The organism is Amycolatopsis sp. CA-211722, from assembly GCF_056828465.1.
Genome location: NZ_CP184752.1, coordinates 5,213,633 through 5,237,711 on the forward strand (window position 1 = coordinate 5,213,633; position 24,079 = coordinate 5,237,711).

A 24,079-nucleotide genomic window follows, 5' to 3' on the forward strand; every position below is an offset into this window, starting at 1 on the left:
GCTGAAGAACCTCGAAGACCTGCTGGGCGAGGACGTCTCAGGCCGGTACGTGCTCGTGCGTTCCGACCTGAACGTCCCGCTCGACGGGGAGACCATCACCGACGACGGCCGCGTCCGCGCGGCCCTGCCGACCCTCAAGCGGCTCGCCGAGGCGGGCGCGAAGGTGGTCGTCACGGCGCACCTCGGCCGTCCGAAGGGCGAGCCGGACCCGAAGTTCTCGCTCGCGCCCGTCGCCGCGAAGCTCACCGAGCTGCTCGGCGTCGACGTCCCGCTGGCGGGTGACCTGGTCGGCGAGTCCGCCAAGGCCACCGTCGCCGGCCTGACCGACGGCCAGGTGGCCCTGCTGGAGAACGTGCGTTTCGACGCGCGCGAGACCAGCAAGGTCGAGGCCGAGCGTCAGGAGCTGGCCGCCGAGCTGGCCGCGCTCGTCCCCGGCGGCGCGTTCGTCTCCGACGGTTTCGGGGTCGTGCACCGCAAGCAGGCCTCGGTCTACGAGATCGCGCGGGCGCTTCCGGCGTACGCGGGCGGTCTCGTGCTGGCGGAGGTGGACGTCCTCAAGAAGCTGACCGAGGACCTCGCGCGGCCGTACGTCGTCGTCCTCGGCGGCGCGAAGGTGTCGGACAAGCTGGGCGTCATCGCCAACCTGCTGACCAAGGTCGACAGGCTGCTCATCGGCGGCGGAATGGCGTACACCTTCCTCAAGGCCCAGGGCCACGAGGTCGGGAACTCGCTGCTGCAGGAGGACCAGCTGGACCAGGTCCGCGGCTTCCTCGCCGAGGCGGAGAAGCGCGGCGTCGAGCTGATCCTGCCGGTGGACGTCCTCGCCGCGACGGGCTTCGCGGCCGACGCGGAGTTCGACGTCGTCGACGCGACGGCCATCCCGGCCGGCCGCATGGGGCTCGACATCGGCCCGAAGTCGCGGGAGCTGTTCGCGGGCAAGCTGGCCGACGCGGCGACCGTGTTCTGGAACGGCCCGATGGGCGTGTTCGAGTTCGAGTCCTTCGCCGGCGGCACCCGTGCCGTGGCCGAAGCGCTGGTGAAGAGCGATGCCTTCACCGTGGTCGGCGGTGGCGACTCCGCCGCGGCCGTGCGGCAGCTCGGCCTGCCGGAGGACGGCTTCTCGCACATCTCGACCGGCGGCGGCGCGTCGCTGGAGTACCTGGAGGGCAAGGAACTGCCCGGAGTCGCTGTGCTGGGAGAGAACGACTAGTGGCGCGCAAACCGCTCATCGCCGGCAACTGGAAGATGAACCAGAACCACCTCGAAGCCATCGCGCTGGTTCAGAAGATCGCCTTCGCCCTGCCGGAGAAGTACTACGCGAAGGTCGACGTCGCGGTCCTGCCGCCGTTCACCGACATCCGCAGCGTCCAGACGCTGACCGACGGCGACAAGCTGTCGCTCACCTACGGCGCCCAGGACCTGTCGCCGCACGACTCCGGTGCCTACACCGGTGACGTGTCGGGCCCGATGCTGGCGAAGCTGGGCTGCAGCTTCGTCACCGTCGGGCACTCGGAGCGGCGTGAGTACCACGGCGAGTCCGACGAACTGGTGAACAAGAAGGTCAAGGCCGCGCTCAAGCACGGCATCACGCCGATCCTGTGCGTGGGGGAGAAGCTCGAGGTCCGCGAGGCCGGGGAGCACATCGCCCACACCACGACCCAGCTGGTCGAGGGCCTCAAGGGGCTCAAGGCCGAGCAGGTCAAGGACGTCGTCGTCGCCTACGAGCCCGTCTGGGCGATCGGGACCGGCAAGGTCGCGACCCCGCAGGACGCCGAGGAGGTGTGCGGAGCCATCCGCGCCACCCTCGCCGAGAAGTACGGTGCCGAGGTCGCGTCCTCGGTCCGCGTGCTCTACGGCGGCTCGGCCAAGGCCAACAACATCAGTGACCTCGTCGCCTGCGAGAACATCGATGGTGCGCTCGTCGGTGGTGCCAGCCTGGATGGTGACGAGTTCACCAAACTCTGCGCACTCGCCGCGGGCGGGCCCCTGCCCTGATCGGGGCACCTACCGGGTAACCTGGGTATCCGGTCCGTCACACAGCAGTGGACGAGTCCAGGAGTACGGTGTGTTCTGGCGGTCAAGAGCCGCTGGTGGCACACCGTTTTCCTGCATTCTCCAAGAGCGCAGAGGATGACATGAAGCTGTTCCTGCAAATCCTGTTGATCGCCTCCAGCGTGCTGCTGGTGGTCGCCGTGTTGCTGCACCGCGGCCGTGGTGGCGGTCTGTCTTCGCTGTTCGGTGGCGGTATGCAGTCGAGCCTCTCCGGCTCGAGCGTGGCCGAGAAGAACCTCGACCGGATCACGCTGCTGCTGGGCGCGGTGTGGCTGATCAGCATCATCGGCCTCGGGCTCCTGCTCAAGGTCTGATCGATCCAGGTGTTTCGGCGTGCCTATGGGGGGCGCGCCGCCGATCCCTATAGGTGTGAGGATTCATGGTTGGCGGTAACGCGATTCGGGGCACCCGTGTGGGTGCCGGTCCTTCGGGCGAATCGGAACGGGGTGAGTCGGCGCCGAGGCGCCGCATTTCCTACTGGTGCGCCAACGGGCACGAGGCGCAGCCCTCGTTCTCGATGGACGCCGAGATTCCCGACGAGTGGGACTGCCCGCGTTGCGGGCTCCCCGGTGGGCAGGACGAGAAGAACCCTCCTGCCGCGCCGCGGACCGAGCCTTACAAGACTCACCTCGCCTACGTGAAGGAACGGCGTTCCGACGCCGACGGCGAGGCCATTCTCGCCGAGGCGCTGGAGCGGTTGCGCCAGCGCCGGGAGATCTAGCAGCTGCTATTCCAGGGCTGAGCCCGCGTCCGCGATCCCGTCGCCAGGGCGCCCGTCCGGCAGGTCGGCGCCAGGCGGTGAGTGTGCCCTGCCGCCGGGATCGCGAGGCCTGCGGCCGGGCGCGTTCAGCGCGGCTCCGCCGGCCACCGGCCGCTCACCGGTCGAGCGGGTACCGGGCACGCACCCGGAACCCGCCGTCCTCGGTGTCGGCGGTTTCGAAGCTCCCACCCAGCAGTCGAGCGCGTTCGGCCAGCCCGGTCAGCCCGTGCCCTCCCGAGGGCAGGGCCGAACCGGGGGTCCGGGCGCGCTCGTTGCGTATTTCGACCTTGAGCGAACCGTGCTCGCCCTGGATCCGGATGGTCGCGGTGGCGCCCGGTGCGTGCTTGTGCACGTTGGTCAGGCATTCCTGCACGGTCCGGTAGGCCGCCGCCGAAACCTGGCTGGGCAGCAGGTCGGGGATCCGCTCGACGGTGAGGTGCACCGGGACGTCCGAGCCGCGGATCAGCCGGTCGAGTTCGTTGATCCCCGGCCGGGGCCCGTCGTCCTCGGAGCCCGAGCGGAGCACGCTCACGAGTGAACGCAGCTCTTCGAGTGTCTTGGTGCTCAGCTTCCGGATGACCTGCGCGGTTTCGAGCGAGCGGGCGTCGGTGGTCTGCGCCTGCAGCGCGCCGGCCTGCATCGCGATCAGCGTGATCTGGTGCGAGACGACGTCGTGCATCTCCCGCGCGAGGCGGGCGCGCTCCTCCGCGCGGACGGCGTCGGCGTGGAAGCGGCGTTCGCGGTCGCGGCTGGCGGCGAGTTCCGACAGCTTCTGCGAGATCTCGGTTCGCGCTCCGATGAGCAGGCCGATGGCCACCGGCATGCCGGCGACGATGACGCCGTAGATGCCGTCCAGGACGTGCTCGCGCCAGCTGAGCTCGACGAAGTCGGCCAGCGGCCACTGCACGAACCGGCAGGTGAAGACGAGCGCGAACCCGGTCCAGGTCTGCCAGTGCATCTGTTTGCGGGTGGCGAGGAAGCCGAGCGCGATCATCGCGGCCAGCTGCGACCAGCCCGCCAGGAACCCGGGGACGGTGACGATCACCGCGAGGAACGGCAGCTTGCGCCGGAAGGCGAGGCCGAGGCACGCGGCACCGGACAGGTAGATCGAGTACGGCTGGGCCTTCTCGGGGATCACCAGCCACACGTCGAGCGCGGCCAGGAAGATCGCGAGCGTGTCGATGCCCAGCGCGACCAGCGCCGGGCGTTTGATCTTGGCGAACGACATGACCCCGGCGGCACGGCGCATCCGGTCGGCGGCGTCCGCTCCGGAGCCGCCCACCGAGATACCTGGCATCGAGAGACCCTCTGTGCTCATCGCTGGCGACCTCACTCGTCTTGTGGACTTGAATGGTGAGACGTGTTCTTCGCCCGATCGGGACGCGCAGGAACGAACAAATGTGCGGATGCTAACGGGTGGATGTACAAGGGCGGTAAGTTTCCCCCAGTCGGGCTAGCGACTGGGTGGTCACTGTCCGTTCTGCGGACAAGTGCATGAACGTTCGGTCGGTCGAATCCACACCGGACCACCCGGGCTCGGTGGTCCGTTGATCGTTTCGACGCGCGAACAAGTCCTCTCTGATGCGAAAGCCGTCGGAAGTTGATCTATGTCACGTTTCGTGGCCGCGCGGTGACCCTGCCGCGCGAAGTCCGTGAAGGCCTCCTTCACTACCTTCAGCGTAGGGAAGGAGGCCTTCACGGACTTCCGCCATGAGGGTGTCACCGCCGCGGCCGCCGGACGGGTCGTGACCCAAGGCGTAACTCGCGTGTCTGGAGGCGTAACTCGCGTGATCAGAGGCGTAACTCGCGAGTTACGCCTTGGAACACGTTGGCCGGATGCGCGTGAAGGCCCCCTTCCCTCGGCTCAGCCGAGGGAAGGGGGCCTTCACGCGCGAAACGTCAGCCCGTAGGGGGCTGGTAGACCTTCGTGAGTTTCGAGGCGGAGCCTCGGTCCAGCAGCCAGAGCGTGCGACGTGAGCCGCGTGCCCCGGCGACCGGAATCTCGACCTCGCCCGCACCGGCCAGCGCCTGCGCGACGGCGTCCGCCTTGGCGTCGCCGCCGGTGACCAGCCAGATGTCCTGCGCGCGACGGATCGCGGGCAGGGTCAGCGAGATCCGGGTCGGCGGCGGCTTCGGGCAGTCCCGCACCGCGACGACCGAGCGTTCCTTCTCGTGCACCGCCGGGCTGTCCGGGAAGATCGAGGCGGTGTGCCCCTCCCCGCCGAGGCCCAGCAGCATGATGTCGAACGCCGCGTCGTTGGCCGCCAGGACCTCCGCGTAGGCTGCGGCCGCCGCGTCGACGTCGTCCCCGAACTCGCCGTCGGAGGGTGCCATGGCGTGCACCCGCTTCGGGTCGAGCGGGACGTGGTCGAGCAGCGCCTCGCGGGCCTGCTTCTCGTTGCGGTCGTCCGAATCCGCCGGGACGAAGCGCTCGTCTCCCCAGTAGAGGTCCAGACGCGACCAGTCGATGGCGTCGCGGGCACTGGAGTCGCGCAGTTCCCGCAGGATCGCGATCCCGGTGCCGCCGCCGGTGAGCACCACCGAAGCGGAGCCCTTGGCGGCCTGGACGTCGACGATCCGGGTGACCAGCCTGGCCGCCGCGGCGGCGGCCAGGAGGTCCGGGTTCTCGTAGACGACGACCTCGGTCTTGCTCATGAGGCGCTCTTCGCGGTCTTGGCGGCCGGAGCCTTCTTCGCCGCTGGAGCCGCCTTCTTCGCCGGAGCGGGCTTCGCGGTGCCCGACGAGATCTTGCCGAGGCCGTTCAGCGAAGCCTCGTAGACCTCGTCCGGGTCGAGCCGCCGCAGCTCCTCGATCAGGCAGTCCTTGTTGTCCCGCCGCTGCAGGGCGATCCGGCGCGTCGGCTGGCCCGGCTGGGTCAGCATGCCGACCCGCCCGTCCGGCCGGTGCAGTTCCACCGGGCCGGAGCGCCGGTCCAGCGTGACCGAGATGATGCCCGCGGCACCGCTGCTCTTGACCCGCTTCACCGGCACCTTGAGGTACTCGGCCAGCCAGCCGGCGAGCAGTTCGGTCGACGGCGAGTCGGCCTCGCCGGTCACGGTCGCGCCGGTGACCTTCTCGTACGGCGGGAGGTCCAAAGCGGACACCAGCTGCGCGCGCCACCGGGTCAGCCGGGTCCACGCCAGGTCGGTGTCACCCTCCACATAGGACTTCGCCCGTGTGGTGAGTGCCCTTATGGGCGCCTTTTCCGCCGCCGAGTCGGTGATCCGGCGCTGGGCCAGCTCACCGAGCGGGTCCTTGGCCGGAGCCTTCGGACCGGTGCCCGGCCACCAGGTGACGATCGGAGCGTCCGGCAGCAGTAGCGGCACGACCGCGCTCTGCCCCTGCGCGGCGAGCGGGCCGTAGAGCCGCAGGACGATGACCTCGCTCGCGCCGGCGTCGCCGCCGACCCGGATCTGGCCGTCGATCCGCGGCGCCGCGGTCCGCGCGCCCTTGGCCACCACGATCACCCGCGAGGGGTGTTCCCGGCTGGCCTCGTTGGCGGCTTCGATCGCCTCTTCGAGTTTGTCGTCGTCGTCGGCCACTATGACCAGCGTCAGCACGCGGCCGAGCGCGACCTGCCCGCCCTGTTCGCGGATCTCGACGAGTTTCTTGTTCAGCTGCGACGTCGTGGTCGACGGCAGGTCGATGATCACGGACGCCTCCAGTTCCGGCCGGTACGCTCCAGCATTTCGTCCGCGGACGGCGGTCCCCACGAACCGGGCGGGTACGCCTCGGGCGCGCCCTTCTTGGCCCAGTGGTCGAGGATCGGGTCCAGGATCTCCCAGGACAGCTCGACCTCTTCGTTCACCGGGAACAGCGACGGCTCGCCGAGCAGCACGTCCAGGATGAGCCGCTCGTAGGCCTCCGGGGACGACTCGGTGAAGGCGTGCCCGTACCCGAAGTCCATCGTGACGTCGCGGACCTCCATCGTGGTCCCCGGCACCTTCGACCCGAACCGCAGCGTGATGCCCTCGTCGGGCTGCACCCGGATCACCAGCGCGTTCTGGCCCAGTTCCTCGGTCGAGGTCGAGTCGAACGGCAGATGCGGCGCCCGCTTGAACACCACGGCGATCTCGGTGACCCGGCGGCCCAGCCGCTTGCCGGTGCGCAGGTAGAACGGCACGCCCGCCCAGCGGCGGTTCTGCACCTCCAGCGTCACCGCGGCGTAGGTCTCGGTGGTCGAGTCCTTCGCGAAACCGCCTTCCTGCAGCAGGCCCGGCACCTTCATACCGCCCTGCCAGCCGCCCGCGTACTGCCCGCGCGCGGTGGTCTCGTCGAACGGCGCCAGCGGCTTGGTCGCCGAGAGCACCTTGACCTTCTCCGCTCGGAGCGCGCGCGGGGCGAACGAGACCGGCTCCTCCATCGCGGTCAGCGCGAGGAGCTGCAACAGGTGGTTCTGGATGACGTCGCGTGCGGCGCCGATGCCGTCGTAGTACCCCGCGCGGCCGCCGAGACCGATGTCCTCGGCCATGGTGATCTGCACGTGGTCGACGTAGTTGGCGTTCCAGATCGGCTCGAACAGCTGGTTCGCGAAGCGCAGCGCCAGCAGGTTCTGCACCGTCTCCTTGCCGAGGTAGTGGTCGATGCGGAACACCGACTCCTCGGGGAAGACGTCGTTCACGATCTCGTTGAGTTCCTTGGCGCTCTTGAGATCGCGGCCGAACGGCTTCTCGATGACGACGCGGCGCCAGGTGTCCTCGCTCGCCTCGGCGAGGCCGGAGCGGGCGAGCTGCTTGGTCACCACCGGGAACGCGCTCGGCGGGATCGACAGGTAGAACGCGGTGTTGCCGCCGGTGCCACGCTCGGCGTCGAGGTCCTTGACCGTCTGAGCGAGCCTGTCGAAGGCGTCGTCGTCGTCGAAGGTGCCCTGGACGAACCGGATGCCTTCGGCGAGCCGGTTCCACACCGACTCCTTGAACGGCGTCCGCGCGTGCTCCTTGACCGAGTCGTGCACGAGCTCGCCGAAGTCCTGGTGCTCCCAGTCCCGCCGGGCGAACCCGACGAGGGAGAACCCGGCGGGCAGCAGACCGCGGTGGGCGAGGTCGTAGATCGCCGGCATCAGTTTCTTGCGGGCGAGGTCACCGGTGACACCGAAGATCACCAGGCTGGACGGCCCGGCGATCCGCGGCAGCCGCTTGTCGCGCGGGTCGCGCAGCGGGTTGTTCCAGGCTCGTGTCACTCGCCGGCCTCCTGTACCGCGCGGACCAGTTCGGCCAGGCCGGCGGCCCGGTCGGTGAGGTGCAGGCGCAGCACCGGACGGCCGTGCTCGGCGAGCACCTGGCCGTCACCCAGCGCCTGCGCGTGCTGCAGGACACCGAGCGTGTACGGCCGGTCCGGGACGTCGAGATCGTCCTCGACGGCGCCGGTGATCTGCAGGAAGACACCGTTCTGGTGCCCGCCCTTGTGGTACTGCCCGGTCGAGTGCAGGAACCGCGGCCCCCACCCGAAGGTGGTCTGCCGTCCGGTCCGCTTGGCGATCTCGCCGCGCAGGACCGCCGTCGACGCGTCGTCGAGCCGGTCGAGGTACGCCTGCACCGCGATGTAGCCGGTTTCGGGCGCGGAATCGAAGAAAGCCCGCAGGATGTCCGCGAGCTTCCCGTCCGTGACGACGCCTTCCGAGCCGAACACCTCGACCGCGCCGTCCACAGTGGACGGCTCTTCGCCGCCCTTGAGCTTGTCCGGGTTGTCGAGCAGCGAACGCGCGGCCTTCTTGGCGGCTTCGACGTCGGGCTGGTCGAACGGGTTGATCCCGAGCAGCCGTCCGGCGAGCGCGGTGGCGAACTCCCACAGCAGGAACTGCGCGCCGAGCGAGCCGGTCACGGCGATCTTCGCCGCGCCTTCCGCCTGGCCCACGGCCACCGGGGTGGCGTCGCCCTTGGCGTCGGCGAAACCGGGGGAGTCCGGACCCTCGACGGCGACCGGCAGGAGACCGGTGCCCTGCTTGCCGGTGGACTCGGCGATGAGCTGCTCCGCCCAGTCGGCGAAGCCCTTGATGCCCGATCCCGTGTCCGCGATGACGACCTTCTCGGCGCCCTTTTCGTGCGCCGCGCCCCAAGCCGCCGCGAGCTTGACCGCGGGGTTGTCGACGGAGTCGGCGGCCAGCTCGTCGGCCACCGAAGCGGCCTGGTCGAGCAGGCGGGCGACGTCCGCGCCGGCGAGACCGGCCGGGACGAGCCCGAACGCGGTCAGCGCCGAGTAGCGGCCGCCGACGTTCGGGTCGGCGAGGAAGACCTTGCGGTAACCCTCCTTTTCGGACAGTTCCGCGAACGGCGAGCCGGGGTCGGTGACGACCACGATCCGCCGGGCCGCGTCGATGCCCGCGTCGGCGAAGGCCTTCGCGAAGATCCGCCGGTGGCTGTCGGTCTCGACGGTGCCGCCGGATTTCGACGACACGACGATGACCGTCCGCTCCAGGTCACCGGCGAGCGCGTCGGCGACCTGACCGGGGTCGGTGGTGTCGAGGACCGTCAGCGGGACGCCGTCGGTCGCGGTGATGACCTCGGGGGCCAGCGACGAACCGCCCATGCCCGCGAGGACGACGCGGTCGACGCCCTCGGAACGCAGGTCGGTCCGCAGTGCCTCGATCTCGCCGATCAACGGCCGCGAGGACTTGTGCAGCGTCGTCCACGAGAGACGGATCGACGCTTCGGACTCGGCTTCGGGACCCCACAGTGTGGCGTCCTGGGACGCCAGTTTCGATGCGACCTGGTCGGCGACGAGCCGCTCCGCGAACGGAGCGGCTTCGCCGGCCAGGGCGGCGTCGACGATTTCGACGCCGGTCGTTTCCCCTGCCATGGTCCAGATCAGTCCTTCGCCTTTTCCAGCTGCCCGGTGACGGTCTCGAGAAGCTCGGTCCACGACTTCTCGAACTTCTCGACGCCCTCGTCCTCGAGGACCTTGAACACGTCGTCGATGTCGATGCCGACCACACGCAGCTTGTCGAAGACGACCTGCGCGTCGGGGCCCTTGCCGGTCACCGTGTCGCCGGTGATCTCGGCGTGGTCGCCCGCGGCGTCGAGGGTCTTCTCCGGCATCGTGTTGACCGTGTCCTTGACGACGAGCTGGTCCACGTAGCGGGTGTCGGAGTACTGCGGGTCCTTCACGCCGGTGGAGGCCCACAGCGGACGCTGCGGGTTCGCACCCGCCTCGGCGAGCGCCTTCCAGCGGTCCGAAGCGAAGAGCTCCTCGAACGCCGCGTACGCGAGCCGCGCGTTGGCGATGGCGGCCTCACCGCGCAGGGCGGTGGCCGCGTCGGTGCCGATCGCGTCGAGGCGCTTGTCGATCTCGGTGTCCACACGGGACACGAAGAACGACGCGACCGAGTGGATGCCCTTGAGGTCGTGGCCGTTGGCCTTCGCCTGCTCCAGACCGGCGAAGTAGGCCTCGATGACCGCCCGGTACCGCTCGACCGAGAAGATCAGCGTGACGTTGACGCTGATGCCCTCGGCCAGGGTCTTGGTGATCGCGGGGAGACCCTCTTCGGTGGCCGGGATCTTGATCAGCACGTTCGGCCGGTCCACGGTCTTCCACAGGTCCTGCGCCTCGGCCACCGTCTTGTCGGAGTCCTTGGCCAGCCGCGGGTCCACCTCGATGGACACCCGGCCGTCGACCCCGTTCGTGGCGGTGTAGACGTCGCGGAACAGGTCCGCGGCGTTGCGCACGTCGGTGGTGGTCAGCTCACGGATGGTGGCCTCGACGTCGGCGCCGCGGGCGGCGAGCTCCTTGGTCTGCTCGTCGTACGCCTCGCCCTTCGACATCGCGTTGGCGAAGATCGTCGGGTTGGTCGTCACGCCGACGACGTGCTTGTCGCGGATCAGTTCGGCGAGGTTGCCGGTGTTCAGGCGCTCACGGGACAGGTCGTCCAGCCAGATCGACACCCCGGCCTCGGACAGCTGCGCGAGCTTGTCGTTGCTCATGCTTTCCCCTTCAGTTCTTGGTGTTGGCGATCGAGCGACGGGCGGCCTCGACGACTGCCTCCGCGGTGAAACCGAACTCACGGAACAGTGTGGCGGCGTCGGCCGACGCACCGAAGTGCTCGATCGAAACGTTCACCCCGGCGTCACCGGTGAAGCGGTGCCACGACTGGGCGATACCGGCTTCGACGGAGACGCGTGCCTTGACCGACGGCGGGATGACCGAGTCCTTGTAGGACTGGTCCTGCGCGTCGAACCACTCGACACACGGCATCGAGACGACGCTCGCCGGGATGCCGTCGGCTTCGAGGGTCTTGCGGGCTTCGACGGCCAGCTGGACCTCGGAGCCGGTCGCGATCAGCACGACCTCGGGGCTGCCGTTGGACGCCTCGGCGAGGACGTAACCGCCCCGCTTGACGCCCTCGGCGCTGGTGCCCTCCAGCACCGGCACGTTCTGCCGGGTGAGCGCGAGACCCGACGGGTGGTGGACGTCCTCCAGGACGGCCTTCCACGCGTACGCGGTCTCGTTGGCGTCCGCCGGGCGGACGACGTTGAGGCCGGGGATCGCGCGCAGCGAGGAGAGCTGCTCGATCGGCTGGTGGGTGGGGCCGTCCTCGCCCAGGCCGATCGAGTCGTGCGTCCACACGTAGGTGACCGGCGCCTTCATCAGCGCGGCCAGCCGGACGGGCGGGCGCATGTAGTCGGAGAAGATCAGGAACGTCGCGCCGTAGGGGCGGGTGCCGCCGTGCAGCGCGATGCCGTTGAGGATCGAGCCCATCGCGTGCTCGCGGATGCCGAAGTGCAGCGTCCGGCCGTACGGGCTGGTCTTCCACATGTCGGTGGAAGCCTTCTCCGGGCCGAACGAGTCGGCCCCCTTCATGGTGGTGTTGTTGCTCTCCGCGAGGTCCGCGGAACCGCCCCACAGCTCGGGAAGCGGGTCGGCGAGGGCGTTGAGCACCTCACCGGAGGCCTTGCGGGTCGCGATGCCCTTGGCGTCCGGCTCCCACGTCGGCAGGTTGTCCGCGAAGCCCTCGGGCAGCGAGCGGGTGGCCATCCGGTCCGCGATCTTCTTGCGCTCCGGGTTGGCGGCGCCCCACGCCTCGAACTTCTCCTGCCATTCGGCGCGGGCGGTCTTGCCGCGGTCGACGGCCTGGCGGGTGTGCGCGATGACCTCGTCGTCGACCTGGAAGCTCTGCTCCGGGTCGAAGCCGAGGATCTCCTTGACCGCGGCGACCTCTTCGGCGCCGAGCGCGGCGCCGTGGGCCTTGCCGGTGCCCATCTTTTTCGGCGCCGGGTACCCGATGACGGTCTTCAGCGCGATGAACGACGGGCGCTCGGTCTCGGCCTTCGCGGCCTTGATGGCCTCTTCGATCGCGACGACGTCCTCGCCACCCTCGACGACCTGGGTGTGCCACCCGTAGGCCTCGTAGCGCTTCACGACGTCCTCGGACAGCGCGATCTTGGTGTCGTCCTCGATCGAGATCTCGTTGTCGTCCCAGAAGACGATCAGGTTGCCCAGCTCCTGGCGGCCGGCGATCGACGAGGCCTCGGCGGTGACGCCCTCTTCGATGTCACCGTCGGAAGCGATCACGTAGACGTAGTGGTCGAAGATGCTCTCGCCCTGCGGGGCGTCCGGGTCCAGCAGGCCGCGCTCGCGGCGGGCCGCCATCGCCATGCCGACCGCGTTGGCCAGGCCCTGGCCGAGCGGGCCGGTGGTGGTCTCGACGCCCTTGGTGTGGCGGTACTCCGGGTGACCCGGGGTCTTCGAGTCCCACTTGCGCAGCTGCTTCAGGTCTTCCAGCTCCAGGCCGAACCCGGCGAGATACAGCTGGATGTAGAGGGTGAGGCTCGAGTGACCGGCGGAGAGGATGAAGCGGTCACGGGCGGGCCACTCGGGGTCGGCCGGGTCATGACGCAGCGTCCGCTGGAAGAGCGTGTACGCGAGCGGCGCCAGGCTCATCGCGGTGCCGGGGTGACCGCTGCCGCAGTTCTCGACCGCGTCCGCGGCGAGCACCCGCACGGTGTCGACGGCCCGCGTGTCGTTCTCGGTCCAGTCGGCGGGCACGTTGCGCCGGAGGAGTGGGTTCTTCTCGCTGGTAGAGGCGGTTTCGGACACTGAACTCGAACTCCCCGTCATCAGGTTGTGGCTTCTCTTCCCTCGTGGGTAACCCACGTGTACCGCTACTAATCTCAATCGATCCGGAAGGGACGATATTCCTGGTCCGGGCCGTTCGCAGAGGTACGCCGCGAGCTACCGCGGCCAGCCTAATGGTTCGGCCGGTCGAGGACCCGCGATCACCCTCTGGAAACAGCACGTCTAACATCGGGGAAGGGTTCAGTACACGGGATCCGGGGCCGCCACATCACCCGGAAGCCTGGTGGGCCCCGCCCCGAAAACTGACGCAGGGAGTGAAATGTCGTTGGTGAACGCTGCGCACGGACGCAGTGACAGCACCAGCGCCGTACATCCGACCGGTGCGCGAGGGTCGCTTGCGGGCCCGAGCCATGGGCACGGACCGCACGGTGGCCGGCGAACGATCCGCCAGGTCGTCGGCGCGTACGCCGCCCTCGCGAAGCCCAGGGTGATCGAGCTCCTCCTGGTCACCACGATTCCTGCGATGTTCCTGGCAGGCCGGGAAATCCCGTCGCCGTGGCTGGTGCTCGCGACGCTCGTGGGCGGCACCATGGCCGCCGGCAGCGCCAACGCCTTGAACTGCGTCATCGACGCGGACATCGACAAGGTGATGAACCGCACGAAGCGCCGGCCGCTGGTGAAGGAATCCGTTCCCCGGCGCGGCGCGCTGATCTTCGGTCTCGTGCTCGGTGTCCTGTCGTTCGCCGTGCTCTATTTCACGGTGAACCTGCTCTCGGCGATCCTCGCGATCGTGACGATCCTCTTCTACATCTTCGTCTACACGCTGGTGCTGAAGCGGCGTACGTCACAGAACGTGGTCTGGGGCGGCGCGGCGGGCTGCATGCCGGTCGTCATCGGCTGGGCCGCCGTCACCGGCACCGTCGAGTGGCCCGCGTTCGTGATGTTCGGCGTCATCTTCTTCTGGACCCCGCCGCACACCTGGGCGCTGGGCATGAAGTACCGCGAGGACTACGAGCGCGCCGGTGTCCCGATGCTGCCGGTGGTCGCCACTCCGCAGCACGTGGCGCGGCAGATCGTCATCTACTCGTGGGTAATGGTCGCGTGGACGCTGCTGCTGGTCCCGGTGACGAGCTGGATCTACACGACGTTCGCCATCCTGGCGGGCGGCTGGTTCCTCTTCTACGCGCACAGCCTGAACGCGGCGGTGCGGCGCGGCGAGGAGACCAAGCCGATGTCGCTGTTCCACCGGTCGAACACGTACCTGATGATCGTGTTCGTCGCGCTGGCGGTGGACTCGGCGATCGGGCTGCCGGCCATCGGGTTGCCCTTCTGATCTTGTAGCGCGTGAAGGCCCCCTTCCCTCGGCTCAGCCGAGGGAAGGGGGCCTTCACGCGTGTCGGGGCTGGGTGTGGTGCGCGTTCACGAACTGCACGATCGCCACCCGCGGCTCTACGGCACCACCAGCCCCAGCAGTTACAGCGGATGCGCGTGAAGGGGCCCTTCTCTCGGCTCAGCCGAGGAAACTCGACCTTCACACCTTCCCAAGTACGTGAAGGCCCCCTTCACTGCGTCTAGCGCAATGAAGGGGGCCTTCACGTACTTGGGGCGAGCGAGTGTGACAGTGGCGTAGGGGGCGCGTCTCGTGAGTGGCGATTCGGGTCAGAGCCAACCGTGTCCTCTGTAACCACTGGTCCGAAGTCCGTGAAGGCCTCCTTGAGGGACCCAGAGTCCCTCAAGGAGGCCTTCACGGACTGGACACCCAGGCGCGGGGGTGAGCGCAGGCGTAACTCGCGTGATCAGGGACGTGACTCGCGTGATTGAAGGCGGCATTCGGGGAGTTCCCCTTCGATCACGTGAGTGCGGTGCCCCAACGTCCTCACCACTCACGAGACGCGTGACCAAGAGGCCTGCCCCAGCCCGGCTTCCCACCTGCTGGCGCGCGTTGCCCACCCGGGTTACCCGTCGGTACCGTCCGGCGGAGTGACGAGTACGACCGAGCGTCCGGCCACCGTCCGGGCCGGCCGCGCGACCATGGCGGTCGCCTGCCTGATCGTCTTCACGGCCCAGATGGCGACGACGATCTACCTCCCCTCCCTCCCGATGATCGAGCGCGACTTCGCCGTGTCGCGCAGCTTCGCGGCGCTCTCGGTGTCGCTGTTCGTCGTCGGTGCGGCGGCCCCGGTGGTGCTGTGGGGCCGGGCGGCCGATCGGCTCGGGCGGCGGGCGGCGATGCTGGCGGCACTCGGCCTCTTCGTCGCGTCCAGCGCGGTCCTGATCGTGAACGCCTCCCCGGCGTGGCTGCTCGTTCTCCGTTCCCTGCAAGGGATCGGTGCCGGAGGCGCGGCCATCGTCGCCCGTATCGTCGTGCGCGACCTCGGCGACGGTGACGCGCTCGCGAAACGCCTTTCGGTGTTGTCCATCGCGTTCGTCACCGCACTCGGCGGCGGACAGTTCGCCGGCGGGCTGATCGGCGGGTGGCAGGGCGGGTTCGTGGTGCTGACGGCAGCGGGCGTGTTGTGCGTCCTGGGCACGCTGACGATTCCGATCGGCAAGGGCCGATCCGAGAAGACCGGCATGGTCCGCATCTACCTCCGGATCCTCACCGTCCCGGCGTTCCTGCGGCCGACGATCGCCGCGGGGCTCGGTTTCGCGACGATCGTGCTCCTCCAGGAGGTCGCGCCGTTCGTCTTCCAGCAGCACTTCGGGCTGAGCGCGGACCAGTACGGCGGCCTCGGGCTCTTGTTCGGGCTGGCGTACTTCGCCGGAGCGCTGCTGGTGAATCGGCTGGCCGGGCGCAAGGGCTCGCCGTGGCTGATGCGCGCGGGAGCGCTGGTCATGACCGGCGCCGGCCTGCTGACGATCGTCTTGTGGCTCGTGCCCGCGATTCCGCTCACGGCCGCTTTCGTGACGTTCGTCGCGCTCTACTGCGGGACCACCTTCGGTCAGGCCGCGCTCTTTCCGAGCAGCATGGCCGTCGCCGTGAGCGAGGTGCCTGGGCACGGCGCGTACGCCGTCGCGCTGTGCGGGTTCGTCGCGCAGTCCATCGCGGGTGTCGTGGCCACCTTCGCCGCGCTGCTCCACGAGAACGTCGTGTGGGCGAGCGTCGCCACGGGGCTGTCCCTCGCGGCCTTCCTCCTGGTCCGGGTGAAAGTGCGGGAATGAGATGATGGAGGGCGCCGTTGTACTTCGTTCGGCCCCTGTCCCACCTCTCGAAAGCAGGCTGCTTTTGTCCGTGTCCCCGGACCGGGAACTCGACGCGCTCGAGCAGGACGTCGCGCTCGAGCAGCAGTACGTCACCACCCTCTACCGCAAGCTCGACACCGAACGCGTCGACGCGCAGCGCAGGCTCGACGAGACGCTGCGCCAGACCGGCGGCACCCCGCAGGCGCGCACCGAACGCGACGTCGCCACGACGCTCTACACCGACAGGCTGTCCCAGCTGAGCTCCGTCGAGCAGGGCCTGTGCTTCGGCCGCCTCGACTTCCTGCCGGACCACGCGGAGGAGACCACCTACATCGGGCGGCTCGGGCTGTTCGACGAGGACGACGACTACCGCCCGTTGCTCGTCGACTGGCGCGCGCCGGTCGCGCGGCCGTTCTACCTCGCCACCGCGGCCTCGCCCGAAGGCGTCCGGCGGCGTCGCCACATCCGGTCGCTGAGCCGGAAGGTCGTCGGCGTCGACGACGAGATCCTCGACCTCTCCGCCGCCGACCAGGGCCAGGACCTCGGGCTCGCAGGCGAGGCGGCTCTGCTGGCCGCGCTGGAGCGCCGCCGCACCGGCGAGATGAGCGACATCGTCGCCACCATCCAGGCCGAGCAGGACCGCATCATCCGCGCGTCGCCGAACGGCGTCCTCGTGGTCCAGGGCGGGCCGGGCACCGGCAAGACCGCCGTCGCGCTGCATCGCGCCGCGTACCTGCTCTACACGCATCGCCAGCAGCTCACCACGCGCGGCGTGCTGGTGGTGGGGCCGAACAGCACGTTCCTCCGCTACATCGGGCAGGTCCTGCCGTCGCTGGGCGAGACCGGGGTGCTGCTGGCCACGATCGGGCAGCTGTACCCGGGGCTGGACGCCGCCGGGCCGGTCACGCGCGAAGCGGCCGAGATCAAGGGGCGCCCGGTGATGGCCGACGTGCTCGCCAACGCGGTCCGGGATCGTCAGCGGGTGCCGGAGCCGGTGCTGGAGATCGAGTTCGAACGCGAGATCCTCATGCTCGACCGCAAGACCTGCACCGAGGCGCGGACACGGGCGCGGCGGTCGCGCCGTCCGCACAACCTCGCGCGGAGGATCTTCGTCTCGGACCTCCTCGACGCGCTGACCCGGCAGGCCGCCCGGAAACTGGGGGAGGACCTGCTCGACGCGCGCGACGTCCAGGACATCCGGGCCGAGGTCGCCGCGGACAAGAACGTGGCCGCCGCGATCAACGGGCTGTGGCCCAAGCTCACCCCGGAGATCGTGCTCGACGAGCTGTTCGCCGACCGCGAACGGCTACGCAGCGCGGCGGGGAAAGCCTTGTCGGACACCGATCGTGAGCATCTCTACAGCCCGACGGACGCGAAGTGGAGCCCGTCGGACGTCCCGTTGCTCGACGAACTCGCCGAACTGCTCGGCGAGGACGACACCGACGCCCGCGCCGAGGCCGCCCGCCGCGAGCGGGAGGACCGCGCCTACGCGGAAGGCGTGCTCGACATCCTCGAACAGGACGAGGAGATCGTCGACGAGGAACTGCTGCGGGTGGGCGACGTCCTCGACGCCGAACTGTTCGCCGAACGTCAGCAGCGCCGCAGCGAGATGACCGCGGCACAGCGGGCCGCCCAGGACCGGACCTGGACCTTCGGGCACGTGATCGTCGACGAGGCGCAGGAACTGACCGCGATGGACTGGCGGCTGCTGATGCGCCGGTCGCCGAACCGGTCGATGACGCTGGTCGGCGACGTCGCCCAGACCGGCGCGGCCGGTGGGGCGAAGTCGTGGGGAGAGGCGCTTTCACCGTACGTCGCCGACCGCTGGCGGCTCGAAGAACTGACTGTCAACTACCGGACCCCGGCGGAGATCATGGCCGTCGCGTCGCGGGTGCTCGCCGACGTCAACCCGGAGCTGGAGGCGCCGGTTTCGGTGCGGGAGACGGGTTTCGAGCCTTGGCTGCGCGCGGTGGACCCGGCGGAGCTCACCGCGGAACTGCCCGGTCTCGTCGACGCCGAACTGTCCGCTGTGGACGGTGGGACGGTCGCGGTGCTGTGCCCGTCGTCCTTGGTCCCGGCCCTGTCGGAGACGCTCGGCGAGTCGGGGGACCGGGTGTCGGTGATGCCGGTCGAGCGGGCGAAGGGGCTGGAGTTCGATTCGGTCCTGCTGGTCGCCCCGGACGAGGTCGTCGCCGAGTCGCCGCGCGGGCTCAACGATCTTTATGTGGCCCTGACCAGGGCGACCCGTCGGATGGGCGTAGTGCAGACCGGTGACCTTGTTCCCGCGCTGGAGGGTCTTGGCTAAGGTCGGCCGCATGCGCACATTCGGCAAGATCGTGGTCATCGGCGCGGGCGTCCTCGCCCTGGCGGCCTGTGGCGAGAAACAGAACACCGCAGGTTCGGCCCAGTCGTCCTCCGGCGCGGCACCCGCCTCGGCGTCGTCGTCGGCTCCGGCCGCCCCGAAGGGCAAGGAATGCACGGCCGAGGACGTGAAGACCACCGGGAAGTTCGGCGAGGCGCCGACCATCACCATCCCGGACGACTGCGATCCGCCGAAGAAGCTCATCACCAAGGACCTCGAGCCCGGCACCGGCGAGGGCGCCAAGGCGGGCGCGAAGCTGAAGATGAACTACTCACTGGTCACCTGGTCCAACAAGCAGAAGCTGGACAGCTCGTTCGACCGCGGCGAGCCGTTCGACCTGGCCCTCGGCGCCGGTGACGTCATCAAGGGCTGGGACCAGGGCCTCGAAGGGATCAAGCAGGGCGCGCGGCGGCTGCTGATCATCCCGCCGGACCTCGGCTACGGCCAGGGCGGGAACGGCATCGAGCCGAACGAGACGCTGGTCTTCGTGACCGACGCGGTGAGCGTCCCGACCGACAAGGGCTGATGGGGACTTCCGACGGCCGCGTCCACCGGGGCCGGGTTCGTTCCTGGCTGGCGGACGACGGCTGGGGAGTGGTCGAGTCGGCCGATTTCGCCGACCCGATCTGGGTCCACTATTCGATGCTGGAGGGTTTCGGCCCCGGCGAGTTCCGGCAGTTGCGCGTAGGCGCTGAGGTCGAGCTGACCGTCGAGCACGCGGAACAGGACGAGTTCCGGCTGCGAGGGCTCTGGGTGCGGTCGGCCCGCTGAAGTACATGAAGGCCCCCTTCCTTGCGCCTAGGTACAGGAAGGGGGCCATCATGTACTCGGACGTCAGCCGGCGTACTCCCAGGTGAGCAGGCTGATCTCCAGTCCCTTTTCGACCTTGGGCTCGGGAGGCGCGTCGGTCAGGGCGTAGCCGACGCGGCGGGCGACGGCCGCGCTGGCCGCGTTCTCGGCGTCGATCTTCAACTGGAGCGGTCCGAGCCCGAGGTCCCGCGCGTGCGCGGTGAGCACCCCCAGCGACCGCGCCGCCAGATCCTGCCCGCGGTGGGCGGGACCGACGGCGTACCCGAGTTCGGCCGCGTCCTCCTTCAGGAACAGCACCACCTCGCCGAGCGGCTCGCCGCCATCGGCCGTGATGGCCAGCCGCACCCCGTTGCCCTCGGCGCGGCGGGCGACGGACTTCGCGTAGTGGGCCTTCGCCGCCACCTCGTCGAACGGGGAAGGCAGCGGCGTGAACCTGGCGACGGCGGGATTGTCGAACAGCCCCGGCATGAACGCGATGTCGTCTTCGACCCACTCCCGCAGGACGAGCCCCTCGCCGGTGAGCCGGACCTGCTCCGGCCAGAGCGTCGTCACGGGATCAGCAGGAGCTTGCCGGTGGTGCGGCGGCCCTGAAGGTCTTCGTGCGCCTGACGGGCGTCGGCCAGCGGGTAGCGGCCGCCGATCCGGATGTTCAGCGAGCCGTCCTGCACGGCGGTGAACAGTTCGTTCACGCGCCACTCCAGTTCCTCGCGGGTGAGCACGTAATGCGCGGAGGTCGGGCGGGTGAGGTACACCGAGCCGCTGCGGTTGAGCAGCTGCGGGTCGATCGGCGGCACCGGGCCGCTGGCCGCGCCGTAGAGGGCGAGCAGGCCGCGGATCTTCAGGCTCGCCAGGCTGCCGTCCACAGTGGACTTGCCGACGCCGTCGTAGACGACCTCGACCCCCTTGCCGCCGGTGAGGTCGCGGGTGGCCTTGGCGAAGTCCACCTGGTCGTAGCGGATGACGTCGTCCGCGCCCGCCTGCTTGGCGAGTTCGGCCTTCTCGTCGGTGGAGACGGTGCCGATGACCCGGGCGCCGCGCGCCTTGGCCAGCTGGACCAGCAGCAGGCCCATCCCGCCCGCCGCGGCGTGGATCAGCACGTCGTCACCGGCCTTGACCTCGTAGGTCGAGGCGATCAGCGCGTGCGCGGTGACACCCTGGAGCATCGTGGCGGCGGCGGTCTCCTCGGAAACGCCGTCCGGGATCTTCACCGCGATCGTGGCGGGGAGCAGACGGCGCTGGGCGTAGCTGCCCAGGGAACCCTGCCAGGCGACCCGGTCGCCGACGGCGAAACCGGTCACGTCCGCGCCGACCGCGGCCACCGTGCCCGCACCCTCCATGCCCAGGACGAACGGGGTGTCGACCGGGTAGATGCCCTCGCGGTGATAGGTGTCGATGTAGTTGACGCCCGCCGCCGCGACGTCCACGAGCAGTTCACCGGAACCGGGTTCGCCGACCTCGACTTCGGACAGTTCAAGGACTTCGGGGCCACCGGTTCGCCGGATCTGCACTGCCGCGGGCATACATCCTCCTCGTTCAAGGTCGTTCCGACCGGCACAACTATGGCCGACGCCACGGTTATTCCGCGTCCCGGGCCTTTCGCGGTTAAGCTCGGCGCGTGGCTGAGACCGAAGAGAAGACCGAGACCGCCGCCCCCACGTCGCGCCAGGTCGCGGCCGCCCGCGACTTCGTGAAGCGGCACGGGAAGCCGTCGCGCGCGGTGGTGGAGAACATCGGCCGGGTCGGCGCGCGGGTCGTGCTCGTGGGCGCCGACGGCGCGCTCGGCGACGTCGTCGTCGCCTCCGTGGAGGCGGGCGAGGCGCTGGTCGAGGCCGTCGAAGACCTCGAACCCGCCGAATGGGACAGCGAGACCGTGAAGGCCACCAAGATCGGCGCCGAGCACCGCCGCCGGATGGCGGGGAAGTGACCGGGTCCGCGATCTTCGTCGCCTGCTCCACGCTGCCGGAAGGCGACGGCGACGAGCATGCCGTTCCCGAGGCGCTGGCCGACCTCGGCTTCAAGACCCGCTGGGCCGCCTGGGACGACACGACCGTCGACTTCGGCGCCGCGGACATCGTCGTGCTGCGCGCCACCTGGGACTACGCGGAGCGTCACGACGAGTTCCTGTCCTGGACCGAGTCCGTGCCGTCGCTGTCCAATTCGGCCGAAGTCGTGCGCTGGAACACCGACAAGTCCTACCTTGCCGAACTCGGCGACGCAGGGGTCGCGGTCGTGCCGACGACCCTGATCGCGCCGGACGACAAGGCTCCGAGCTGGCCCAAGGGCGAGTTCGTGCTGAAGCCCGCCATCGGCGCCGGTTCACGCGGAGCCGGGCGGTTCACCGCGGGTGACGCGGCCGCCGCGCACCTCTCCGGGTTGCAGGCCGACGGGAACACCGTGCTGCTCCAGCCGTACCAGTCCAGTGTGGACAGTGCGGGCGAGATCGCGCTGGTGTACTTCGGCGGCGTGTACTCGCACGCGTTCTCGAAGGCCGCGATGCTGGGCCGGGAACTCGACGAATCCGGGCTGTACGTGACGGAAAAGCTCGCGCCCGTGCAGCCCGCGGCAAGCTTCCGAGCGCTGGCCGAGGACGCTTTGGACGCGACGGCGGCGCTGCTCGGCATCCTGCGCGCGGAGCTGCTCTACGCCCGCGTCGACCTCGTCGCCGGCCCGGACGGCAGGCCGCGTCTGCTGGAGCTGGAGCTCGTCGAGCCTTCGCTCGGGTTCCGGCAGACCGATGCCGCCGCGGCCTGGCGCTTCGCCTCCGCCGTCCGCCAGCAACTCGCCTGACGCCCCGCGTTTCGTCCTCTGAATGCGGTAGTTGCACGCGCAAGGACCGCAACTAGAGGACGAAACGCGATCGGGGGGTCAGGCGGGTTTGACGAGTTTCGCGGCCAGGCGTTCGGGCTTCGGCCACCGCACGTCCCGCGCCCAGCCGAACTTCTCGAACAGCCAGATCACACGCGCGGACACGTCGACCTGTCCGCGCAGGACACCGTGCCGCGCGCAGGTCGGGTCGGCGTGGTGGGAGTTGTGCCACGACTCGCCCATGGACAGGATCGCCAGCGGCCAGAAGTTCGCCGCCTTGTCCCGGCTGGCGAACGGGCGCTCACCGACCAGGTGACAGATCGAGTTCACCGACCAGGTGACGTGGTGCAGGAACGCGATCCGGACCAGCCCGGCCCAGAAGAACCCGGTCACCACGCCCCACCAAGACCAGCTGATCAGCCCGCCGAGGATCGCGGGCAGCGCGAGGCTCAGCGTGATCCACAGCCAGAAGTACCGGTTCACCACGCGAAGATCCTTGTCCGCCACCAAGTCCGGCGCGAACCGGTCGTAGTTGGTCACCTCGCGGCTGAACATCCAGCCCATGTGCGCGTGCCAGAAGCCGCGCAGCAGCGCGCCGGGCGACGTCCCGAACAGCCACGGAGAGTGCGGGTCGCCTTCGCGGTCGGCGAAGGCGTGGTGGCGTCGATGGCTGGCCACCCAGAAGATGACCGAACCCTGCACCGCGAAACTGCCGGCGATGGCGAGCGCCACGCGCAGCGGACGCCCGGCCTTGAAGGCGCCGTGGGTGAAGTAGCGGTGGTATCCGACCGTCACCCCGAGCGTCCCGACGGTGTAGAACACGGCCGCCAGCGTCAGATCGACCCAGGTCATGCCCCAGCCCCACACGATCGGCACGGCGGCGAGCAGCGCGACGAACGGGACCAGAAGGAAGGTCTTGAGGATCAGCATCTCCCCGGAGCCTCGCCGGTGGGAGATCAGGGGTTTGGACGGACTGGCCGGTGCGTCCGGCTCGGTGCTGGCGGTCATGCGACACCTCGTGCCTCGACTCGGTGGTGACCCCCGTGCGGGGCACCGAGCGCAGCGTAAGGGCAGTGTCTGGCGAGCACGCCGCCCGGGGGTTACGTCCGGTTTGCCAGGGGGTCAGTTCGAAGTGGCGAGTTCCCGGTCGGCGGCGGGGGAAACCGGCGCGGAACCACGATCGCGTGAACCGCACCACAGCGCGGCGGTCGAGATGATCACCAGCGCGGAGCCGAGGACGTGGAACGAGACCAGCGCCTCCGGGACACCCAGGGCGTACTGCACCGAGCCCACGACACCCTGGAGGACCGCGACGACCCACACGATGGTGTACCGCTGCCACAACTGCTTCGGCGTCGCGCCACGCATCAGCTGGAGCCCGAAGACGGCCAGCACGATCAGGTAGACCACGAGCAGTCCACCGTGGATCTGGGTGAGCGTCTCGATCGGGGCCTGGAGCCGGTGGGTGCCGGGGTCGCCGCCGTGCGGGCCCGCGCCGGTCACCACGGTGCCCGCGACGAGCACGGCCCACATCGACCCGGCGAGCACGATCAGTGTCTTGCGGGCCGCGTCCGGGATCAGCCAGCGGGCGGGCTCGTCACCCTCCTTGAACGCCCGCAGCAGCAGCACCGCGAGCCAGACCAGGGGAGTGGAGGCGAGGAAGTGGAGTGCGACGGTCCACCATTCGAGTTTCGCGAGCACGGTGATCCCGCCGACGACGGCCTGCAGCATCACGCCGGCGGGCATCGTCCAGGCCAGTTTCACCAGACGGCGGCGGCTCGGGTGCTCGATCTGCACGCGCCACGCGGTGATCACGCACAGCGCGGCGACCAGGATGACCACTCCGGTCAGCATCCGGTTGCTGAACTCAATCCACTGGGTGAGCGCGTCGAACTCGGGGTGCGCGACCGGCACGATGCTGCCTTCGACGCACTGCGGCCAGGTCGGGCAGCCGAGACCCGAACCCGTGACCCGGACGACCGATCCGGTGACGCCGATTCCGGCCTGGGCGATCACCGCCGCTATCGCGACCGCTCGCTGGACCGCGAACGAGGGATACGGCAGACGCGCTACAAGGCTCTGGAACGGCACCGTCCGAT

22 protein-coding genes are annotated in these 24,079 nt (G+C 69.6%); 11 read left to right on the forward strand and 11 right to left on the reverse strand.

Annotation, left to right across the window (positions count from 1 at the left end; all coding sequences use genetic code 11):
• The first annotated feature begins 1 nt into the window (after position 1).
• The 4 genes from ACOCEP_RS25205 to ACOCEP_RS25220 all read left to right on the forward strand — a co-directional run bounded on the left by ACOCEP_RS25205 (position 2) and on the right by ACOCEP_RS25220 (position 2,773).
• A complete protein-coding gene (locus ACOCEP_RS25205) occupies positions 2-1,210 on the forward strand; it encodes a phosphoglycerate kinase (protein WP_275451466.1) in 1,209 nt (402 codons plus the stop codon).
• Positions 1,210-1,995 (forward strand): triose-phosphate isomerase, encoded by a 786-nt coding sequence (gene tpiA / locus ACOCEP_RS25210; protein ID WP_034311753.1) that lies wholly within the window; start codon positions 1,210-1,212, stop codon positions 1,993-1,995. The genes ACOCEP_RS25205 and tpiA overlap by 1 nt, the downstream gene beginning before the upstream one ends.
• 140 nt (positions 1,996-2,135) lie before the next feature.
• A complete protein-coding gene (secG, locus tag ACOCEP_RS25215) occupies positions 2,136-2,366 on the forward strand; it encodes a preprotein translocase subunit SecG (RefSeq protein WP_016333144.1) in 231 nt (76 codons plus the stop codon).
• 65 nt (positions 2,367-2,431) lie between these two features.
• Positions 2,432-2,773, forward strand: coding sequence for an RNA polymerase-binding protein RbpA (locus tag ACOCEP_RS25220; RefSeq protein WP_034311760.1), 342 nt, complete (start codon positions 2,432-2,434; stop codon positions 2,771-2,773).
• A 154-nt stretch (positions 2,774-2,927) separates the two neighbouring features.
• Here ACOCEP_RS25220 and ACOCEP_RS25225 read toward each other — a convergent pair whose 3' ends face one another.
• The 7 genes from ACOCEP_RS25225 to tkt all read right to left on the reverse strand — a co-directional run bounded on the left by ACOCEP_RS25225 (position 2,928) and on the right by tkt (position 12,841).
• Positions 2,928-4,130, reverse strand: a complete 1,203-nt coding sequence (locus ACOCEP_RS25225; RefSeq protein ID WP_400943168.1) for a sensor histidine kinase — start codon at positions 4,128-4,130, stop codon at positions 2,928-2,930.
• 581 nt (positions 4,131-4,711) lie between these two features.
• Complete coding sequence (pgl, locus tag ACOCEP_RS25230) at positions 4,712-5,467, reverse strand: 6-phosphogluconolactonase (RefSeq protein WP_125674957.1); 756 nt, start codon at positions 5,465-5,467, stop codon at positions 4,712-4,714.
• Positions 5,464-6,465 (reverse strand): glucose-6-phosphate dehydrogenase assembly protein OpcA, encoded by a 1,002-nt coding sequence (gene opcA / locus ACOCEP_RS25235; RefSeq protein WP_482331455.1) that lies wholly within the window; start codon positions 6,463-6,465, stop codon positions 5,464-5,466. The genes pgl and opcA overlap by 4 nt, the downstream gene beginning before the upstream one ends.
• On the reverse strand, positions 6,462-7,991 hold the full coding sequence (zwf, locus tag ACOCEP_RS25240; protein WP_063270998.1) for a glucose-6-phosphate dehydrogenase: 1,530 nt from the start codon (positions 7,989-7,991) through the stop codon (positions 6,462-6,464). The genes opcA and zwf overlap by 4 nt, the downstream gene beginning before the upstream one ends.
• Positions 7,988-9,607: a glucose-6-phosphate isomerase gene (locus tag ACOCEP_RS25245; RefSeq protein ID WP_482331456.1), complete on the reverse strand. Its 1,620-nt coding sequence runs from the start codon at positions 9,605-9,607 to the stop codon at positions 7,988-7,990. The genes zwf and ACOCEP_RS25245 overlap by 4 nt, the downstream gene beginning before the upstream one ends.
• 8 nt (positions 9,608-9,615) lie before the next feature.
• Complete coding sequence (tal, locus tag ACOCEP_RS25250) at positions 9,616-10,728, reverse strand: transaldolase (RefSeq protein WP_482331457.1); 1,113 nt, start codon at positions 10,726-10,728, stop codon at positions 9,616-9,618.
• A gap of 10 nt (positions 10,729-10,738) precedes the next feature.
• Entirely contained in the window at positions 10,739-12,841 is a 2,103-nt protein-coding gene (tkt, locus tag ACOCEP_RS25255) for a transketolase (RefSeq protein ID WP_482331458.1), read from the reverse strand.
• Positions 12,842-13,139: 298 nt separating this feature from the next.
• Between tkt and ACOCEP_RS25260 the strand changes: the two genes are divergently transcribed.
• From ACOCEP_RS25260 to ACOCEP_RS25280, 5 genes are all read left to right on the forward strand, one after another.
• Positions 13,140-14,153 (forward strand): heme o synthase, encoded by a 1,014-nt coding sequence (locus ACOCEP_RS25260; protein WP_482331459.1) that lies wholly within the window; start codon positions 13,140-13,142, stop codon positions 14,151-14,153.
• A gap of 647 nt (positions 14,154-14,800) precedes the next feature.
• Positions 14,801-15,982 carry an MFS transporter gene (locus ACOCEP_RS25265; protein ID WP_482331460.1) on the forward strand — a complete coding sequence of 394 codons (1,182 nt, stop codon included), beginning with the start codon at positions 14,801-14,803 and terminating at the stop codon, positions 15,980-15,982.
• A 70-nt stretch (positions 15,983-16,052) separates the two neighbouring features.
• Positions 16,053-18,308, forward strand: coding sequence for a HelD family protein (locus ACOCEP_RS25270; RefSeq protein ID WP_482339820.1), 2,256 nt, complete (start codon positions 16,053-16,055; stop codon positions 18,306-18,308).
• Positions 18,309-18,318: 10 nt separating this feature from the next.
• Positions 18,319-18,891, forward strand: coding sequence for an FKBP-type peptidyl-prolyl cis-trans isomerase (locus ACOCEP_RS25275; RefSeq protein ID WP_073847008.1), 573 nt, complete (start codon positions 18,319-18,321; stop codon positions 18,889-18,891).
• A complete protein-coding gene (locus ACOCEP_RS25280; RefSeq protein ID WP_449698049.1) occupies positions 18,891-19,136 on the forward strand; it encodes a cold-shock protein in 246 nt (81 codons plus the stop codon). The genes ACOCEP_RS25275 and ACOCEP_RS25280 overlap by 1 nt, the downstream gene beginning before the upstream one ends.
• A 63-nt stretch (positions 19,137-19,199) precedes the next feature.
• On the opposite strand, the gene ACOCEP_RS25285 is transcribed toward ACOCEP_RS25280, so the two are convergent.
• Together ACOCEP_RS25285 and ACOCEP_RS25290 are read right to left on the reverse strand one after the other, a co-directional pair.
• Positions 19,200-19,727: a GNAT family N-acetyltransferase gene (locus ACOCEP_RS25285; RefSeq protein ID WP_482331461.1), complete on the reverse strand. Its 528-nt coding sequence runs from the start codon at positions 19,725-19,727 to the stop codon at positions 19,200-19,202.
• On the reverse strand, positions 19,724-20,695 hold the full coding sequence (locus ACOCEP_RS25290; protein WP_482331462.1) for a quinone oxidoreductase family protein: 972 nt from the start codon (positions 20,693-20,695) through the stop codon (positions 19,724-19,726). The genes ACOCEP_RS25285 and ACOCEP_RS25290 overlap by 4 nt, the downstream gene beginning before the upstream one ends.
• 95 nt (positions 20,696-20,790) lie before the next feature.
• On the opposite strand from ACOCEP_RS25290, the gene ACOCEP_RS25295 reads away from it, so the two are divergent.
• A complete protein-coding gene (locus ACOCEP_RS25295) occupies positions 20,791-21,099 on the forward strand; it encodes a hypothetical protein (protein ID WP_240597397.1) in 309 nt (102 codons plus the stop codon).
• Entirely contained in the window at positions 21,096-21,962 is an 867-nt protein-coding gene (locus tag ACOCEP_RS25300) for an ATP-grasp domain-containing protein (protein ID WP_482331464.1), read from the forward strand. Before ACOCEP_RS25295 ends, ACOCEP_RS25300 begins: the two co-directional genes overlap by 4 nt.
• A gap of 78 nt (positions 21,963-22,040) precedes the next feature.
• Here the strand turns inward: ACOCEP_RS25300 and ACOCEP_RS25305 are convergent, their stop codons facing one another.
• Both ACOCEP_RS25305 and ACOCEP_RS25310 read right to left on the reverse strand, forming a co-directional pair.
• Positions 22,041-22,988 (reverse strand): acyl-CoA desaturase, encoded by a 948-nt coding sequence (locus ACOCEP_RS25305; protein ID WP_482331465.1) that lies wholly within the window; start codon positions 22,986-22,988, stop codon positions 22,041-22,043.
• A 114-nt stretch (positions 22,989-23,102) separates the two neighbouring features.
• The gene (locus tag ACOCEP_RS25310; protein WP_482331466.1) at positions 23,103-24,071 is read right to left on the reverse strand and encodes a COX15/CtaA family protein; all 969 of its coding nucleotides are present in this window, start codon (positions 24,069-24,071) and stop codon (positions 23,103-23,105) included.
• Positions 24,072-24,079: the final 8 nt, after the last annotated feature.

Bases quoted from the DNA above. Each gene is read 5' to 3' on its own strand.
- secG (WP_016333144.1), top strand. From the start codon at position 2,136: ATGAAGCTGTTCCTGCAAATCCTGTTGATCGCCTCCAGCGTGCTGCTG.
- ACOCEP_RS25220 (WP_034311760.1), top strand. From the start codon at position 2,432: ATGGTTGGCGGTAACGCGATTCGGGGCACCCGTGTGGGTGCCGGTCCT.
- tal (WP_482331457.1), bottom strand. From the start codon at position 10,728: ATGAGCAACGACAAGCTCGCGCAGCTGTCCGAGGCCGGGGTGTCGATC.
- ACOCEP_RS25280 (WP_449698049.1), top strand. From the start codon at position 18,891: ATGGGGACTTCCGACGGCCGCGTCCACCGGGGCCGGGTTCGTTCCTGG.
- pgl (WP_125674957.1), bottom strand. From the start codon at position 5,467: ATGAGCAAGACCGAGGTCGTCGTCTACGAGAACCCGGACCTCCTGGCC.
- ACOCEP_RS25260 (WP_482331459.1), top strand. From the start codon at position 13,140: ATGTCGTTGGTGAACGCTGCGCACGGACGCAGTGACAGCACCAGCGCC.
- ACOCEP_RS25290 (WP_482331462.1), bottom strand. From the start codon at position 20,695: ATGCCCGCGGCAGTGCAGATCCGGCGAACCGGTGGCCCCGAAGTCCTT.
- ACOCEP_RS25275 (WP_073847008.1), top strand. From the start codon at position 18,319: ATGCGCACATTCGGCAAGATCGTGGTCATCGGCGCGGGCGTCCTCGCC.
- ACOCEP_RS25305 (WP_482331465.1), bottom strand. From the start codon at position 22,988: ATGACCGCCAGCACCGAGCCGGACGCACCGGCCAGTCCGTCCAAACCC.
- ACOCEP_RS25245 (WP_482331456.1), bottom strand. From the start codon at position 9,607: ATGGCAGGGGAAACGACCGGCGTCGAAATCGTCGACGCCGCCCTGGCC.
- ACOCEP_RS25225 (WP_400943168.1), bottom strand. From the start codon at position 4,130: ATGAGCACAGAGGGTCTCTCGATGCCAGGTATCTCGGTGGGCGGCTCC.